Raw genomic sequence first — 13,405 nt, forward strand, 5'->3', positions numbered from 1 at the left:
GATGCTCATGCCAGCTCCCTCAGCGTCGCCATGATCGTGGCCCTGGCCAGGTCCACCTTGAACGCGTTGCCCGGCTGGACGGTCGCGGGCGCCAGCTCGGCCTCGGCCGCGCGGCCGAACGCCTCCTCGGTCGCCGGGCCGCCGACCAGGAGCCGCTCCGCCTCATGCGCCCGCCACGGCTTGGTCGCGACGCCGCCCAGCGCCAGGCGGGCCGCCGTCACGGCGCCGTCCCGCACCTCGAGTGCCGCCGCCACCGAGACCAGGGCGAACGCGTACGACGCCCGGTCCCGCACCTTGCGGTACCGGGAGTTGGCCGCGACCGGCGCGGGCGGCAGCTCGACCGCCGTGACCAGCTCGTCGCCGGCCAACGCGGTCTCGACCTGCGGCGTGTCGCCCGGCAGCAGGTGGAAGTCCCCCAGGGGGATCCGCCGCGTGCCGCGCACGCTCCGCACCTCGACCGTGGCGTCCAGGGCGGCCAGCGCCACGCACATGTCGGACGGATGCGTGGCGATGCAGCTCTCGCTCACGCCCAGGACCGCATGCCCGCGGGTGAACCCGCCGAGCGCGTCGCAGCCGCTGCCCGGCTCGCGCTTGTTGCAGGCGTTCGCCTGGTCGTAGAAGTACGGGCAGCGGGTGCGCTGCAGCAGGTTGCCGCCGACGGTGGCCATGTTGCGCAGCTGGGGCGAGGCGCCGGCGAGCACGGCCTGCGACAGGACCGGGTAGCGGGCGCGCACGCGGCGGTCGGCGGCCAGCGCGCTGTTGCGCACCAGCGCACCGATCCGCAGGCCGCCGTCCGGCAGCTCGTCCACCTCGTCCAGCGGCAGGCCGGTGAGGTCGACCACTTTTTCCGGACGTTCGATGCCCTCGCGCATGAGGTCGACCAGATTCGTCCCCCCGCCCAGGAACTTCGCGGCGGGGCCGGCGGCCTCCAGGGCCTCGGCGACGTCGAGCGGCTTCACGTACGCGAACGGTCTCATGGCGCCTCCTGGGCGGCGACGTCCCTGATGGCGTCGAGGATGCCGTTGTAGGCGCCGCACCGGCACAGGTTTCCGCTCATGCGCTCCCTGATCTCGTCGTCGGTCAGCTCGATGCGCTCCGTCGTGGGGGTGACGACACTGGGCATGCCGGCCGCGTGCTCGGTCAACATCGCGACAGCCGAGCAGATCTGGCCCGAGGTGCAGTAACCACACTGGAACCCGTCATGGCGCACGAACGCCTCCTGCAACGGGTGCGTGCCCTCCTCGCCCTTCGCGATCCCCTCGATCGTGGTGATCTCCTTGTCCGCGTACTGCACGGCCAGGGCCAGGCACGCGTTGATCCGCACGCCGTCCGCGAGAACCGTGCACGCGCCGCACGCGCCCTGGTCGCAGCCCTTTTTCGGGCCGGTCAGCCCGAGGTGGTCGCGTAGTGCGTCGAGCAGGCTGACCCACGGCTCGATGTCGAGGGACCGGGCGACGCCGTTCACCCGCATTCGTAGCACTGTCACACGTTTCTCCCCTCCGTAGGATGCCGACGCTAACAGAACGGTGTTTCCTTAACAAGAGAACGTCGTCCTCTAAAGTCTGGTCACCTATGCTGGAGCGCGACATGAAGCGGGCATTCGTCCGGGCCAGGCGGCCGGAGCACAAGCAGCAGCGGCGCGAGGAGATCCTCGCGGCCGCCCGAGATCTCGCCATCGCCTCCGGTGTCCGGAATGTCAGCCTGGGCGCGGTCGCGGAGGCCGTCGGGCTGGCGAAGTCCAACATCATGCGCTATTTCGGGACTCGCGAGGAGATCTACCTCATCCTGGCCGCCGACGAGTGGCACCAGTGGGCGGCGGCCGTCACCACCCGCCTCGAAGCCGTGTCGGGTGGGGTCGCGCCGGATGAGGTCGTGTCGGGCAGGGTCGCGCCGGATGGGGTTGCGTCGGGCAGGGCCACGTCGGGTGGGGTCGCGTCGGGCGGGGTCGCAGCGGTGCTCGCGGAGACGCTCGCGGACCGGCCGCTCCTGTGCGACCTTCTCAGCCAGACCGCGACGACCCTGGAGCACAACGTCTCCGTCGAGGCGGCCCGCACGTTCAAACGCGCCATCCATGCCGTCATCGCCGACCTGGGCGAGCAGGTCGCCCGAGTGACCGGCTTGACGGCCGACGAGGGAGTGGAGTTGGTCGCGGCCGCCACCGCCCTGGCCGGGATCCTCTATCCCATCGCGAACCCCTCACCGACGCTCGCCGAACTGTACGCCCAGGACCCCGACATCGCCGCGACCTGCCCCGACTTCATCCCCACCCTCACCCGCGCCCTCAAGGCGCTCCTCGCCGGCCTCCCCACGCTCAGAGAGGACTGAGCCCGCGGATGCTGACGGTCGGCGTCGATCTCGCCGCGGAGGCGGTGCGAACCGCGGTGGCCTGGCTCGACTGGCCGGCCGGGCGTGCGCGGCTGGTCAGGGTGGTGACCGGGGCGGACGACGAGGTGATCGTCGAGGCGATCATGGCCGCGGACAAGGCGGGGATCGACTGCCCGCTCGGCTGGCCCTACCGGTTCATCGACTTCGTAACCGCCCACCGTACCGGTCACGTCCAGGTGCCGGCGGGCCTCCCGGGCCGGGCCTGGCGCCGCGATCTGGCACTACGGGTCACCGACCAGGTCGTACACGAGCAGACCGGCCTGACCCCGCTGAGCGTGTCAGCCGACCGCATCGCCCACGCCACCATGCGCTGCGCCGCCCTGCTGGCTGAACTGGCCCGCCGCGACCACCCGGTCGACCGCCGCGGCACCGGGGCCGTCGTGGAGGTCTATCCGGCGGCCTGCCTGAAGGGGTGGGGCCTGCCGCACCGCGGCTACAAGCGCACCGCCAACCTCGCCGAACTCGGCCACCTCGTGGACCGACTCCAGGAGGCGGCGCCGTGGCTGGACCTGGGCGACTACGAGCCACTCTGCCGGTCCTCGGACCACGCCACCGACGCCGTCGTCTCGGCCCTCGCCGCCCGCGCCTCCGCCCTCGGCCTGGTCACCGTACCAACGGCGGAACAGGCAGGCGCGGCAGCGACAGAGGGCTGGATCGCCCTGCCCACCGCACCCCTGGACGGCCTTGTCACAGACAGATGAGGAACGCCTTACGGCCGGCGGTGACCAGGTTGAAGTAGCGGCGGTAGAGGTTCATCTCCCGAGCGCACACGCCTGGGCTGCTTACGGGGCGAGCGGTCATGATGCGCTCCAATTCCTGAGTTGAGGCGCACACCGCGCAGATCGCGTGAGCGCGGCCTGGCTTTGGCAGGCATCAGGCCACGGCTCAACGAGTGGCCGGCGAAGGGTCTCTCCTCAAACTCGTCCATCAACGTCGTTGGCTTCGAGAGCAGCAGGCCGCAGGTCGTTCCAGTTGTATCCGCAGTTCTCAGGCGGAAGACCCTCGAACGTGTGAAGAGGATCAATTTCCAGGTCACATATCCGCTGATCCTGTGACAGCGCGTGGTAGGCCATGGCCTTGTTCATGGCGCTCCTCACGTCAGATGCCTCCACAATCCAGGTGTAGGGCGCCTCTCCGTCGAACCGCTCAATACCGGCAACGGTCACCGTGAAGGTCTTCACCTCCGGTGGCTCCCTTCTATGGCGAAGATCGATGTCACCACGCCTGACCGGTCACGATCTGCACCCATAGATCCCGAGCTGCGCTTGCGGACATCCAGGAACTCTCCATGATGAGCTCGGGAGCTTTGTCGGCGATGCGCCGGACGAACCACAGTCCGGCCGCCGTGCACAGCTCGAACATCGGATACGTGCAGACGCACGTGTGCTCGCGAATCCGCAACCGATCGGCACGCGGCAGGCTTCGTGTCCAGTCCACTCGTACGGCTTGCGCCTGCCTGGCCGCGACGTGCAGGCCGTGATAGTCGAAGTGCGACATCGGATCGCTCACGATCTCACCGCCATTTGGGTCTGGTCTTCGAGCAGTGACACGAACGTCGTCACATCCTCCGCACTCACCGTCTGCCGCAGGCCCTTGTCGATGTCGGTGTTACGGAGGTGGACACCGCGCCGGGTCGCGTAGAACACGCCCGCATCGCTCCGGAAGAACGACCAGGCAGGGAACGCGGTCCGCAATTCATCCAGGTCGCAGCCGGCTGTCTGTTGCATAGTTGCAGGCTACGCCAACCTTCCCCCTCCTGCCTAGGGGTACCCATAGGTACCCCGGGGAAGGAAATGGAACCTATGGGTTCCTACCGTTACCTACATGGAATTCAAGCCCGATGAGCTGCGCTGGCAAGCGGTGGTGAACGAGATCCGACGCCGGATCGCTGACGGGGTGTATCAAACAGGCATGCCTGTCCCGGGTGAGCCGCGACTGGCAGTCGAGCTGGGCGTGTCCAAGGGGACAGCCCGTAGGGCACTGAACGCCCTGCTTGAGGACGGAACGCTCTATTCGGTCCTGGGCAAGGGCACCTTCGTTAGCCCATCTAATGACACCAGCACCTCCGAGGAGCGGAAACCCAGCAGCTAGGTTCGAAGCGCCTACAAACGCCCAGTTCTGCCCCATCCTCCACATATCGCGCGGATTTGATCACGATAGACAGGAATTGGTCGAATTTCGTCGCTTACGGGGCATCTAGGAAGGTTGCTCCTGTACTCTGGTTGCGTTGTACGTGATCGAGAGGAACACGTAGGAGGCAGGCGACCTTTGAGTATCAACATCCGGATCGACGGAGAGTACGCCGAGCGAGAGTTGCGGTCGTTATACGACTGGTTGCGTGACGAGCCAAATGTTCGACAACACGCGGAAATCTGCCTGGTCTCGAAAGAATTAAATCCTAACGAGATGGGCGACACGCTCGACCTCATCAGCTTGATAATTACCAGTAGTCTCCAGATCCCAACCCTTGCTGATGTTGTCCTTGGATGGATGGCTACACAACGACGGCAGCCGAAGGTAACAATCGAGCGTGGTGGGGTGCGAGTGGAAGTATCTGGGGCCAGCATAGATGAAGTTGTGAAAATTCTAAACGCCATGGAGCCTCACGATTGACGTCGCCTAGTGTAACTAAGTCACGTGCAGTGCTCCTCGGCACAAGCAGATATACGTGTATGCACGAACTGCCAGCCGTTGAGAATAATCTGCAAGCGTTGCAAGAGTTGCTTCAAGATGAGACGCTCTGGGGACTTCCGCCGGAGAATTGCACAGTCATATCAAATCCGCAATCGTCCATCGAAATGCTTGATCCTGTCCGAGAGGCCGTTGCTGCAGCGAGAGACACGCTACTGGTTTATTTTGCCGGCCACGGGTTGTTCGATTCGGCGGCAAGTGAATTATACTTGACACTGCCTGGATCAGATAAGACCCGCTTATACACTGCCGTGCGATACGAGCATTTAAGGAACGAATTACTCGATAGCCAGGCTCGGCATAGAATTGTCATTCTTGACTGCTGTCATAGTGGTCGCGCCCTCAATGTTATGGGCGATGAAGATAACACCGAGCTTGTGGCAGACAGTGCCGCAACAAGTGGCGCCTATGTAATGGCTGCCGCAATGAAGAATGCCATGGTGGTGGGGGAACACAGCGCGTTTACCGGCGAATTGATCGACCTGATTCGAAACGGCGACCCTGACAAACCAGAATTCCTTACGGTTGGCATGCTTTTTAAGCATGCGCGAGCGGCGCTAAGGGAAAAAGGTTTGCCTATTCCTCAAAATCGGGAGAGGGACTTCGGCGCCGACCTGCCGATCTTCCGAAATAAAGGATACGACAAGCCGACAAAATCGCATTACGGTCCTGTTGAGAATCCAAAGTCGGTTGTTCTCTTTGCGAGCCGTCGCGAGCTGCATGATGCTGGAATCCATAGACCGCTACAGGCTGGTATCTGCGGCACTGCGGAACGTGGTGGGGCTGAATCGATCGTAGTCTCGGGCGGCTATAAGGATGACAGTGACTATGGAAGTGTGATCATCTATACGGGCCACGGTGGACGTGATCCCAACAGCGGCAAGCAGATTGAGGACCAATCACCTAAGCATTCCGGTAACGCTGCTCTAATTAGGAACGTCATGACGGGGCTGCCCGTCCGCGTTGTTCGAGGCGCGGCCGGCAATCCGGAGCATTCTCCAGACTACGGCTATAGGTATGACGGCCTATTCAAGGTAACCGACTATTGGACAAAGCGAAGCGTCGACGGTCCCACTGTACTGCAGTTTCGACTCGAAAAAGGCTCTGACGGCGTAGATTGGGCAGGAAATACAGCTGTTCACCGGCCAGACATTGACCGCTGGGAGAAAATTTCGGCAGGCGTATATGCAGATATAGTCCTGTCGGATAAGCTAAAACAGCTTTATGGCTACTCTTGTCAGATTTGCGATGTCGTTCTGGAGGCCCCGGGCGCACTCTGTCTTGCATATACTGTGCACGTCAAAGGATTGGGGCTGCCTCACGAAGGCCCCGACACTATCGATAACATGCTGTGTCTTTGTTCAAACCATCGCGACCTTTTTAAATACGGTGCGATCATTATCGATGACAATTTTCAAGTTATCAACCAGGTTGATGGCGAGCCGTTTGGAGAGTTGACCGTGAAGCATGATATCAATAAGATGTACCTGCGCTACCATCGCGAGCACCATGTGAGCCTCTATCCCCGCACTAGGTAAGCTTGCGGCGTCCATGTGTATTTTGGTTCGCTGTGAATTTGGTCACGGATCATTTGGCCTTGTAGGGCCTGTCTTCTGCCTCTAGCGGCCACATGTGACCTAGGTGTAGAAATACAAGCTATGATCGTTCCTCTTGGAGACGACTTCGACGGCCGGGTGCGAGCGGCCGCCATGACATGGCTTCGTCAACGATGCACGGCCGAAGACCCTGTTGTCCGGCGTGACGAACTGCTCCGCTTCCAGTTTGAGGGGCGAACGATCCCGCTGATCGACAACCGGTTGGGCATTAGGAAACCGGAAGGTATGAGCGGTGCACTGTCAATCCTGACTACCTACACCTCCGACGGTGCACGCGCGCCCTACGAGGACGCCGTGGGAGATGACGGCCTACTGCGGTACAAGTTCCAGGGCAATCCACAGCATTACACCAATGTTGGGCTACGGGTCGCCTTCGAGCAACGGGTGCCGCTGATGTGGTTCTTCGGCGTCAAGCAGGGGCTATACTTGCCGTTCTTCCCCGTTTGGATCATTACTGTCGAGGTTGAGCAGTCTCAGGTAGCGGTTGCGCTTGATGAGGCCCAGCGGCATCTATCGATCGGCAGCGTGACAAGCGAGATTGAGCGCCGCTACTCCCAGAGGCTTACCCAGCAGCGGCTGCACCAACCAGTGTTTCGACAGCGGGTGATCCAAGCGTACGAGACTGCCTGCGCTATGTGTCACCTGCGGCATCGATCACTCCTCGATGCCGCCCACATCATCCCTGACCGTGATACTCGTGGTGTCCCTGCCGTGTCCAACGGCGTTTCCCTGTGCAAGATCCACCATGCGGCGTACGACGAGAACATCCTCGGCGTCCGGCCCGACTACGTCATCGAGGTACGCGCTGACATCCTTGAGGAGACCGACGGGCCGATGCTGAAGCATGGGCTCCAGGAGATGCAAAATCTCAGGCTCACACTGCCTCGGCGACGCGCTGATCATCCGGACCCTGAGCTCCTCGAAGAGCGCTACGAACGTTTCCGCACTGCGATGTGAGGTGTAGGTGCTCCAGTCCGTTACATCTCGCTGCCGAACTCCGACGATGTCGCTCGTTGAGATCCAGCGCCGGGGGAGGACGGTCACGTTTGACCGCCGTTGCCTGTCGACCTTCCTTGATCAGTGACTCAAAGTGATGAGACTCGACGAGCTTTTCGAAGTCTGCGAATTCCTTGATCCTTCTAAGCTTCGCCGGGATCGCTGTACGGTATCCGCCGAGCCGACCAGGTGGGCCTGACGCGAAGTGGAGCCAGAGCCAGAGCTCGAAGTGCGGGTGGGAGAAGGCGACGTTGATCTCGTTCTGGCGGGCAAGGCGAGAGGCCTCGTAGCTCAGTCACGCCTAGTAGCGAAGTCTTGCAAATGGTCACTCCTAAGCCCGAGGGCGCCGATGACCTGGCCGACGATTTCCTCGTCGAGGTACACGTCATCCGAGGCGGTAGCTTGAAGGGAATCGGTCGTATCGCCATTCGGGACGGCCGGCCGGAACTGTCGTTCGACGAGTACTGATCCGGTCGGGGTTATTGGCCGCTGTTGGCCGACGCGGAGTTTGCAGGTGATATGAGCCTGTGTGCCCTTCCCCGCCGTCTGGTGCAGGGTGGGGAACTAGCCTCCCCTATACATCCTCAAGTTGGGTGGCGCGGGACAGGGCTTGAGCAACAACGAGACGGCCAGTGGCGATAGTGGGCTGGAGACCGCTGAGTTACCGCCACTGGTCGTTCCGATGCAGGTGGGTCAGGGCGTGGGTTCGGCGACGAGTTCGATCTCGATGGCCAGGACACCGAGGGCTTCTTTCTCGGGCCCGTAGATGCGGCGGATGTTGGCGAGTTGCTGGTCGCGGGGGCTGGTCGGGTTGACCTTTTCAGGGCCCTCGGTATCGAGCATCTCCTCGAAGCTGGTGTAGCGGGTGACGCGCTTGACGCGGGTGAGGGCGTCGTCGCGGCCGCAGACGAACCGGATGTGGTCGCCGGCCTTGAGGTTGCGGAGGTTGGGGTATTGGACGCGGACCTCGATGGTCTTGGAGCCGTCGGCGACGAGGTCGAAGTAGCGGCGGTAGAGGTTCATCTCACGGGCGCGCACGCCCGTCCTGGTGGTCGGGCGTGCGGTCATGATCCTGTCGACTTCGGCGGTGGTGTAGGAGCGGTAGAAGTGCTTGGGGTCGGCAAGCATCCGGTCGACGAGCCAGACCATGGCGTCGACGAAGGAATCTGTGTCGCCGTCCCATTCGGTGATGTCGAGCATCCATGGGTGGGTGCCGGGCGGCGGCGGGACGCGGCCTTCGCGGATGAGGGACTTGGACAGCTTGGCGCCGGTGTCGGTGAGCACCATCGGCGTGAACACCCGGGGCGGCGGCGCCAGGCCGGGCAGTTGAGCGAAGGCCTCGTCGACCAGCTGGCAGCCGTAGGCCCAGTCGCCGCCCTTCACCATGACCGAGAGAGTGACGTGGTCGCGGACGGTCAGGCGCTCCTTGACCAGGTTCCGGTAGAGGGTGGCCAGGTCGAGGTAGGCGCTGGTGTCGGAGGTGATCGCGACCTCGTAGTCGCCGTGATCGGTGCAGACGGCGGCGAAGTCCGCGCCACCGGACCCGGTGCGCAGCAGCCGGGTGCGTTCGGCGCGTTTTTCGGCCCATCCGCAGGCCGGGCAGGGCAGGCGGATGTGTACCTGGCCGTGCGAGGGGGCGAGTGGCCAGCGGATCTGGTCCAGGCGGCCGAGGGTGGCCAGGAACTCGTGCCGGAACGCGGGTTCGGCCTGCCGGGCGGAGTAGGTCTCGATCTCGTAGTCGACGCCGGTGGCGTCGGCTAGCGAGTCGAATATGGCCCGGTAGTACTTGTCGATCAAGTCGTCGACCGCGTCGGCGCCGAGGGCGTGGAAGTAGGTCTGCTGGTAGGCGTGGTGGGTTTCGGGGTCCAACTGGATGTCGTACGGCGCGTTGTCGAGTGCCCCGAACCGGACGATCGTGTCGACGCCGAAGGCTCGCTTGGTCTGCTTGGCCAGCAGGAACGCCGCGGTCTGCACCAGGGAGGTGCCCAGGTGCGGGGCGCCGTTGATCTGGGTGCCGACGCAGAATGCGACCCTGTCGGGATTGGCGGCCTGCAGCCGTGGCCGGACCATGTCCACGGCGCGCAGCATCGCGTTGGCCAGCACGTTGTTCGGGCTGATGATCTCCACACTGTCGATACGGCCGTTCATCACGCCTCTTTCGGTCAGGTCGTCGGCACGGGCAGCTGGGCGAGCATGAAGTCGACGCGACGGCCGGGTTCGTCGGCGGGGACGAAGATCGGTCGGTAGCCGGCGTCGTAGTAGCCCTGGATGATCAGTTCGTGGACGCGGCGGATCTCGCGCTCCTTTGCCCACACCAAGTCGTCTTCGGAGGCGAAGTCGTCCAGCGGGTCGAGCACGAAGACGGCGTCGTACCGGTAGATCCGGGTGGCCTCTTCGAGTTCGGGGTAGGGGCCGAGGCCGAAGAAGGCGTCCCACCCGTACCCGTCGGGGATGCCGCGGTTGTAGAAGCGCAGCCCGAACTTGTGGTCGCAGTACTCGGCGACGAACGCCTCCAGCACGTCGCGGGAGTAGGCGCGGCGGTCGCCGACCTGCAGATGCCGACCGAGTCTGTCGCGGTGCTTGCGGTAGATCTCCCGAGCCGGCTCGCCCTCGGTGGCAGGGATGCCGCGGGCGTGCAGTTCGGCCAGGGCGGCTTCCTTGCCGGCTGATGGACCTCCGGTCACGACGTACCGGCGGGGCGGAGTATCGGGGTTGAGCAGAGCATCCAGGCTCATGAAGTGATCGCTTCCTGGTCGGGGCCGCCATCGCGGCCGGACAGCTTCCGCCGCCAGGTGGCGGCGAGCTCGGGACCGCCTGCGGCTGCGTCCAGCCGCGCGGTGAAGTCGGACAGCCCCTGGGCCGGGTCGGCGAGCTCGGTGAGCAGCAGCTCCTGTGCCGGGGTGAGGCTCGGGGTCCATCCGGCGTACCGGGCGATCTGCTCCGGGCCCCGGGTCGCCTCATGCAACAGCACCGCCCCGTAGGCGGCGCGGTAGCGGGCGCTCGTGGCCAGAACCTGGCCGTGCCGCCACAACGCGACCAGCGCGGCCTGGTCGACCTCATCCGCCGAGGCATCCATGCTGATCAGGCGGGCGACCGTCAGCAGTTCGGCGCGCAGTAGGTACACCGCCCCCCACAACGCTGCCATGGCGTGCTGATGCTCGGCGGCCTCCCACGCGAACACATCAGCCGGAAGCGCCAGCGGCCGGGAGGCGACATGCAGATCGGGCGGGGTGGCATGCCGTTCGGTGAACTCCTCGCTGTCGCGGCGCAGCTGCCAGGCGATCAGCTCGGTCAGCTTGGGTTCGATGCGCTTGCGGAAGTGGTGCACCTCGTACTTCGACGCCCTCGCAGCTGCTTCCCGTCGCGCCGTCAAGGTCGCCCCGGAGGTCGTAACCTCGGCACCGAACAGCAAGCGGGCCGCCGGAGCCAGCTCCACGTTTTCGAACCGATCGAGCTGCTCCCGCAGCAGACCGTCCAGCGCACGCGCCCGGCTCGCAGGGTCTTCCGGATGCAGCGCCCGCGCCTTCACCCCATGCAACCCCAGTAGCGTCGGCCCGCACCGGTCCGCCCGCACCGGCAGCCCGCCGCGCAACAGCACGCGGACTTCGTCAGGCAACGCGTCGGCTGCCGCGCCAGCGACTCCTTCATCCAGCATGAAACCAGTATCGCGCATCATACCCATAAAATGCCCAGAACCATGCCCAGAAAATGCCCAATGAGTCATCCTGAAAACGAGCGAATACGGGACGGGTGCGATCGCATCTCCACTGACATTTGATGTCAGTGATGATGCGGAGACTGTGCGCATGCCCGTTGAGATCCCCCATCGCACGACCATGCGGCTGCTGATCGCGGCGGCCTTCACCACCGCGCTCGGCAACAATGTCCAACTCATCACCGGGGCGCTGCTGCTGGCCCGCGAACAGCAGACCATGATGGCCGTGGGCTGGTTGTTCATCGCCGTCGCGCTGCCGCAGGCCGTCCTGTCCCCGTACCTGGGGCGGCTGGCGGACCGCCTGGACCGGCGCGTCCTGTGGGTCGCCTGCGACACGGTGAGCGCCGTTGTCGCCCTCGGCCTGCCGCTGTGGCTGGCCGCAGGTGGTGCGGCCGAAGTCGGCATCTACGCCGCGAACTTCGCGCTCGCCCTGGTCAGTGCGATCTTCGTGCCGGCGAGTGCGGCGCTGATCAAGGAGCGGGTGCCCGGCGGTGATGTCCTGCGCCGTTTCAACGGCCGCTACGAGATGGCCACCCAGGCCGGCATGCTGCTGTCCGCCACTGTCGGCGGCCTCGCCGTCCAGGTCTTCGGCGCCGTCCCCTTGCTCGTCTTCAACGCGGGTACGTTCGCCGTCTCGGCCCTTTGCGTGGCCGCCGTCGGGCGTGCCGGAGCCGTCGCCGACCGTGCCTCCGAGCCGGTGGAGGTCACGGGTCCGCGTCGTCCGCCGCTTCCTGTGGGCAGCCTGATCCTTCTGTACGCGCAGGGCAGTGTCGTGGTCACCGTCTTCAACGCCCTCTTGCCCATGTACGTCTTGGTCGAGCTCGGTCGCGGCGCGGGCACCTTCGGGGCCATCGACGCCCTGGGCAGCCTCGGCTTCCTGGCCGCCGCTGCGGGGTACCGGCTGTTCGCCCAGCGGTACTCCGATCTGGGCATCGCCATGGTGGGCTTCCTCGCGTGCAGCCTGCTCATCGTCGCTCAGGGACAACTGGGCATCACCGGACTGGCCGTGCTGGTCCCCATCGGTGCGTTCGTTTTCGGCCAGGCGAGGATCTCCTCGCGAAATTTGCTGATGGCCCGGGCCGGTCGTGCGGATATCGGACGGGTCTTTGGTCTCGCCAACGGCGGCGGGCTCGCCGCGACCATCACCGTCATGCTGCTCGTGGCCATCGTCACGGACCACACCAACGTGGGGACCGGTTTCGCCACTCTCGGCGCATTCGCTCTCCTGTCCACGATCTGGGCACTGGTGCTCCAGCGACGTGTCGTCAGGATTGCCGAAGCACCTGCATCACCAGCCGTGCAGACCGAAGATGAGCGCGTTTGATGGTCTTCTTGGTCGTTGATTCGCCTACCGGAGACCTTGTATCGATCGTCGACCCGGTGCCCGGCCTTTTGAGATCCGTCGCTTTGACCACGTTTTCGCTGGCCGGGGCTGTTCGGCGGTCTGCACCCCGGGAGTTCGATTCTCCTTCTGGGGAGAAGGAATCTAGGCACCGGTATGAAAGAACCACTGCCTGATCACGAGCACCCATCGGCACGTTCACCAACTGTCCGTCACCGAACACTCACGCAGTGGGACCATGGGCGAAGTTTAGTTCGGGGATTCCCCCTCTGCCGTAAAGGTAGGAACACATGGACGTGGAAGCATGCCTTCTCGACCTGACGTCGCGGGTGCGGGCACTCGAAGTGGGCGCGCCCATCAGTGACGCGATCAAGACCACGATGGCCGGCATCGCCGAACAGGTGAAGGCCGACATCACCGAGTTCCGGGCCGAGCTCAGACAAGATCTCGCAGCTCTCGGCGACGAGGTGGCAGGGCTTCGGCGGCACCTGAACGAGCATCTCAGCACCGCCCGATCCGAGACCCTGCCTCAGCCCGGCTCCCTCTAGCCTTCGCGGGTGCCGGGGTGCCGGGGTGCCGGGGTGCCGGGGTGCCGGGGTGCCGGGGTGCCGGGGTGCCGGGGTGCCGGGGTGCCGGGGTGCCGGGGTGCCGGGGTGCCGG

General features: G+C 64.6%; 17 protein-coding genes. 9 read left to right on the plus strand and 8 right to left on the minus strand.

Annotated features, from left to right (window positions below; genetic code table 11):
* Window positions 1–5: 5 nt before the first annotated feature.
* Window positions 6–977, minus strand: a complete 972-nt coding sequence (locus ABZS69_RS26215; RefSeq protein ID WP_355377114.1) for a xanthine dehydrogenase family protein subunit M — start codon at window positions 975–977, stop codon at window positions 6–8.
* Window positions 974–1,471 carry a 2Fe-2S iron-sulfur cluster-binding protein gene (locus ABZS69_RS26220; RefSeq protein WP_355377335.1) on the minus strand — a complete coding sequence of 166 codons (498 nt, stop codon included), beginning with the start codon at window positions 1,469–1,471 and terminating at the stop codon, window positions 974–976. The genes ABZS69_RS26215 and ABZS69_RS26220 overlap by 4 nt, the downstream gene beginning before the upstream one ends.
* Before the next feature lie 116 nt (window positions 1,472–1,587).
* Here ABZS69_RS26220 and ABZS69_RS26225 point away from each other — a divergent pair, with 116 nt between their 5' ends.
* Complete coding sequence (locus tag ABZS69_RS26225; RefSeq protein WP_355377116.1) at window positions 1,588–2,325, plus strand: TetR family transcriptional regulator; 738 nt, start codon at window positions 1,588–1,590, stop codon at window positions 2,323–2,325.
* An 8-nt stretch (window positions 2,326–2,333) separates the two neighbouring features.
* On the plus strand, window positions 2,334–3,086 hold the full coding sequence (locus ABZS69_RS26230) for a DUF429 domain-containing protein (RefSeq protein WP_355377118.1): 753 nt from the start codon (window positions 2,334–2,336) through the stop codon (window positions 3,084–3,086).
* Between the two features lie 213 nt (window positions 3,087–3,299).
* On the opposite strand, the gene ABZS69_RS26235 is transcribed toward ABZS69_RS26230, so the two are convergent.
* The 3 genes from ABZS69_RS26235 to ABZS69_RS26245 are packed head-to-tail and all read right to left on the minus strand — an operon-like array spanning window position 3,300 to window position 4,112.
* Window positions 3,300–3,566 (minus strand): hypothetical protein, encoded by a 267-nt coding sequence (locus ABZS69_RS26235; protein ID WP_355377120.1) that lies wholly within the window; start codon window positions 3,564–3,566, stop codon window positions 3,300–3,302.
* Window positions 3,567–3,600: 34 nt separating this feature from the next.
* Window positions 3,601–3,894: a hypothetical protein gene (locus ABZS69_RS26240; protein ID WP_355377122.1), complete on the minus strand. Its 294-nt coding sequence runs from the start codon at window positions 3,892–3,894 to the stop codon at window positions 3,601–3,603.
* Window positions 3,891–4,112 (minus strand): hypothetical protein, encoded by a 222-nt coding sequence (locus tag ABZS69_RS26245; RefSeq protein ID WP_355377124.1) that lies wholly within the window; start codon window positions 4,110–4,112, stop codon window positions 3,891–3,893. Before ABZS69_RS26245 ends, ABZS69_RS26240 begins: the two co-directional genes overlap by 4 nt.
* A gap of 97 nt (window positions 4,113–4,209) precedes the next feature.
* Between ABZS69_RS26245 and ABZS69_RS26250 the strand changes: the two genes are divergently transcribed.
* The 5 genes from ABZS69_RS26250 to ABZS69_RS26270 all read left to right on the plus strand — a co-directional run bounded on the left by ABZS69_RS26250 (window position 4,210) and on the right by ABZS69_RS26270 (window position 8,156).
* Window positions 4,210–4,476, plus strand: coding sequence for a GntR family transcriptional regulator (locus ABZS69_RS26250; protein ID WP_355377126.1), 267 nt, complete (start codon window positions 4,210–4,212; stop codon window positions 4,474–4,476).
* Window positions 4,477–4,653: 177 nt separating this feature from the next.
* Window positions 4,654–4,998, plus strand: coding sequence for a hypothetical protein (locus tag ABZS69_RS26255; RefSeq protein WP_355377128.1), 345 nt, complete (start codon window positions 4,654–4,656; stop codon window positions 4,996–4,998).
* 29 nt (window positions 4,999–5,027) lie between these two features.
* Window positions 5,028–6,614 carry a YDG/SRA domain-containing protein gene (locus ABZS69_RS26260; RefSeq protein WP_355377130.1) on the plus strand — a complete coding sequence of 529 codons (1,587 nt, stop codon included), beginning with the start codon at window positions 5,028–5,030 and terminating at the stop codon, window positions 6,612–6,614.
* Between the two features lie 120 nt (window positions 6,615–6,734).
* Window positions 6,735–7,649, plus strand: a complete 915-nt coding sequence (locus ABZS69_RS26265) for an HNH endonuclease (RefSeq protein WP_355377131.1) — start codon at window positions 6,735–6,737, stop codon at window positions 7,647–7,649.
* A gap of 360 nt (window positions 7,650–8,009) precedes the next feature.
* Window positions 8,010–8,156 (plus strand): hypothetical protein, encoded by a 147-nt coding sequence (locus ABZS69_RS26270; protein WP_355377133.1) that lies wholly within the window; start codon window positions 8,010–8,012, stop codon window positions 8,154–8,156.
* Between the two features lie 225 nt (window positions 8,157–8,381).
* Here ABZS69_RS26270 and ABZS69_RS26275 read toward each other — a convergent pair whose 3' ends face one another.
* Genes ABZS69_RS26275 through ABZS69_RS26285 form a run of 3 tightly spaced genes read right to left on the minus strand, consistent with a single transcriptional unit; the run spans window position 8,382 to window position 11,343 of the window.
* Window positions 8,382–9,836, minus strand: coding sequence for an ASCH domain-containing protein (locus tag ABZS69_RS26275; RefSeq protein WP_355377135.1), 1,455 nt, complete (start codon window positions 9,834–9,836; stop codon window positions 8,382–8,384).
* 14 nt (window positions 9,837–9,850) lie between these two features.
* The gene (locus tag ABZS69_RS26280) at window positions 9,851–10,423 is read right to left on the minus strand and encodes an ATP-binding protein (protein WP_355377137.1); all 573 of its coding nucleotides are present in this window, start codon (window positions 10,421–10,423) and stop codon (window positions 9,851–9,853) included.
* The gene (locus ABZS69_RS26285; RefSeq protein WP_355377138.1) at window positions 10,420–11,343 is read right to left on the minus strand and encodes a hypothetical protein; all 924 of its coding nucleotides are present in this window, start codon (window positions 11,341–11,343) and stop codon (window positions 10,420–10,422) included. The genes ABZS69_RS26280 and ABZS69_RS26285 overlap by 4 nt, the downstream gene beginning before the upstream one ends.
* Before the next feature lie 181 nt (window positions 11,344–11,524).
* On the opposite strand from ABZS69_RS26285, the gene ABZS69_RS26290 reads away from it, so the two are divergent.
* Together ABZS69_RS26290 and ABZS69_RS26295 are read left to right on the plus strand one after the other, a co-directional pair.
* Entirely contained in the window at window positions 11,525–12,727 is a 1,203-nt protein-coding gene (locus ABZS69_RS26290; protein WP_355377140.1) for an MFS transporter, read from the plus strand.
* Window positions 12,728–13,035: 308 nt separating this feature from the next.
* Entirely contained in the window at window positions 13,036–13,293 is a 258-nt protein-coding gene (locus tag ABZS69_RS26295; protein ID WP_355377141.1) for a hypothetical protein, read from the plus strand.
* Window positions 13,294–13,405: the final 112 nt, after the last annotated feature.

Origin of the sequence: Nonomuraea sp. NPDC005650, assembly GCF_040605375.1 — a bacterium.
In the GTDB taxonomy this organism is placed as follows: Bacteria; Actinomycetota; Actinomycetes; order Streptosporangiales; family Streptosporangiaceae; genus Nonomuraea.

Bases quoted from the DNA above. Each gene is read 5' to 3' on its own strand.
- ABZS69_RS26215 (WP_355377114.1), bottom strand. From the start codon at position 977: ATGAGACCGTTCGCGTACGTGAAGCCGCTCGACGTCGCCGAGGCCCTG.
- ABZS69_RS26220 (WP_355377335.1), bottom strand. From the start codon at position 1,471: ATGCGGGTGAACGGCGTCGCCCGGTCCCTCGACATCGAGCCGTGGGTC.
- ABZS69_RS26225 (WP_355377116.1), top strand. From the start codon at position 1,588: ATGAAGCGGGCATTCGTCCGGGCCAGGCGGCCGGAGCACAAGCAGCAG.
- ABZS69_RS26230 (WP_355377118.1), top strand. From the start codon at position 2,334: ATGCTGACGGTCGGCGTCGATCTCGCCGCGGAGGCGGTGCGAACCGCG.
- ABZS69_RS26245 (WP_355377124.1), bottom strand. From the start codon at position 4,112: ATGCAACAGACAGCCGGCTGCGACCTGGATGAATTGCGGACCGCGTTC.
- ABZS69_RS26250 (WP_355377126.1), top strand. From the start codon at position 4,210: ATGGAATTCAAGCCCGATGAGCTGCGCTGGCAAGCGGTGGTGAACGAG.
- ABZS69_RS26265 (WP_355377131.1), top strand. From the start codon at position 6,735: ATGATCGTTCCTCTTGGAGACGACTTCGACGGCCGGGTGCGAGCGGCC.
- ABZS69_RS26270 (WP_355377133.1), top strand. From the start codon at position 8,010: ATGGTCACTCCTAAGCCCGAGGGCGCCGATGACCTGGCCGACGATTTC.
- ABZS69_RS26275 (WP_355377135.1), bottom strand. From the start codon at position 9,836: ATGAACGGCCGTATCGACAGTGTGGAGATCATCAGCCCGAACAACGTG.
- ABZS69_RS26280 (WP_355377137.1), bottom strand. From the start codon at position 10,423: ATGAGCCTGGATGCTCTGCTCAACCCCGATACTCCGCCCCGCCGGTAC.
- ABZS69_RS26285 (WP_355377138.1), bottom strand. From the start codon at position 11,343: ATGCTGGATGAAGGAGTCGCTGGCGCGGCAGCCGACGCGTTGCCTGAC.
- ABZS69_RS26290 (WP_355377140.1), top strand. From the start codon at position 11,525: ATGCGGCTGCTGATCGCGGCGGCCTTCACCACCGCGCTCGGCAACAAT.
- ABZS69_RS26295 (WP_355377141.1), top strand. From the start codon at position 13,036: ATGGACGTGGAAGCATGCCTTCTCGACCTGACGTCGCGGGTGCGGGCA.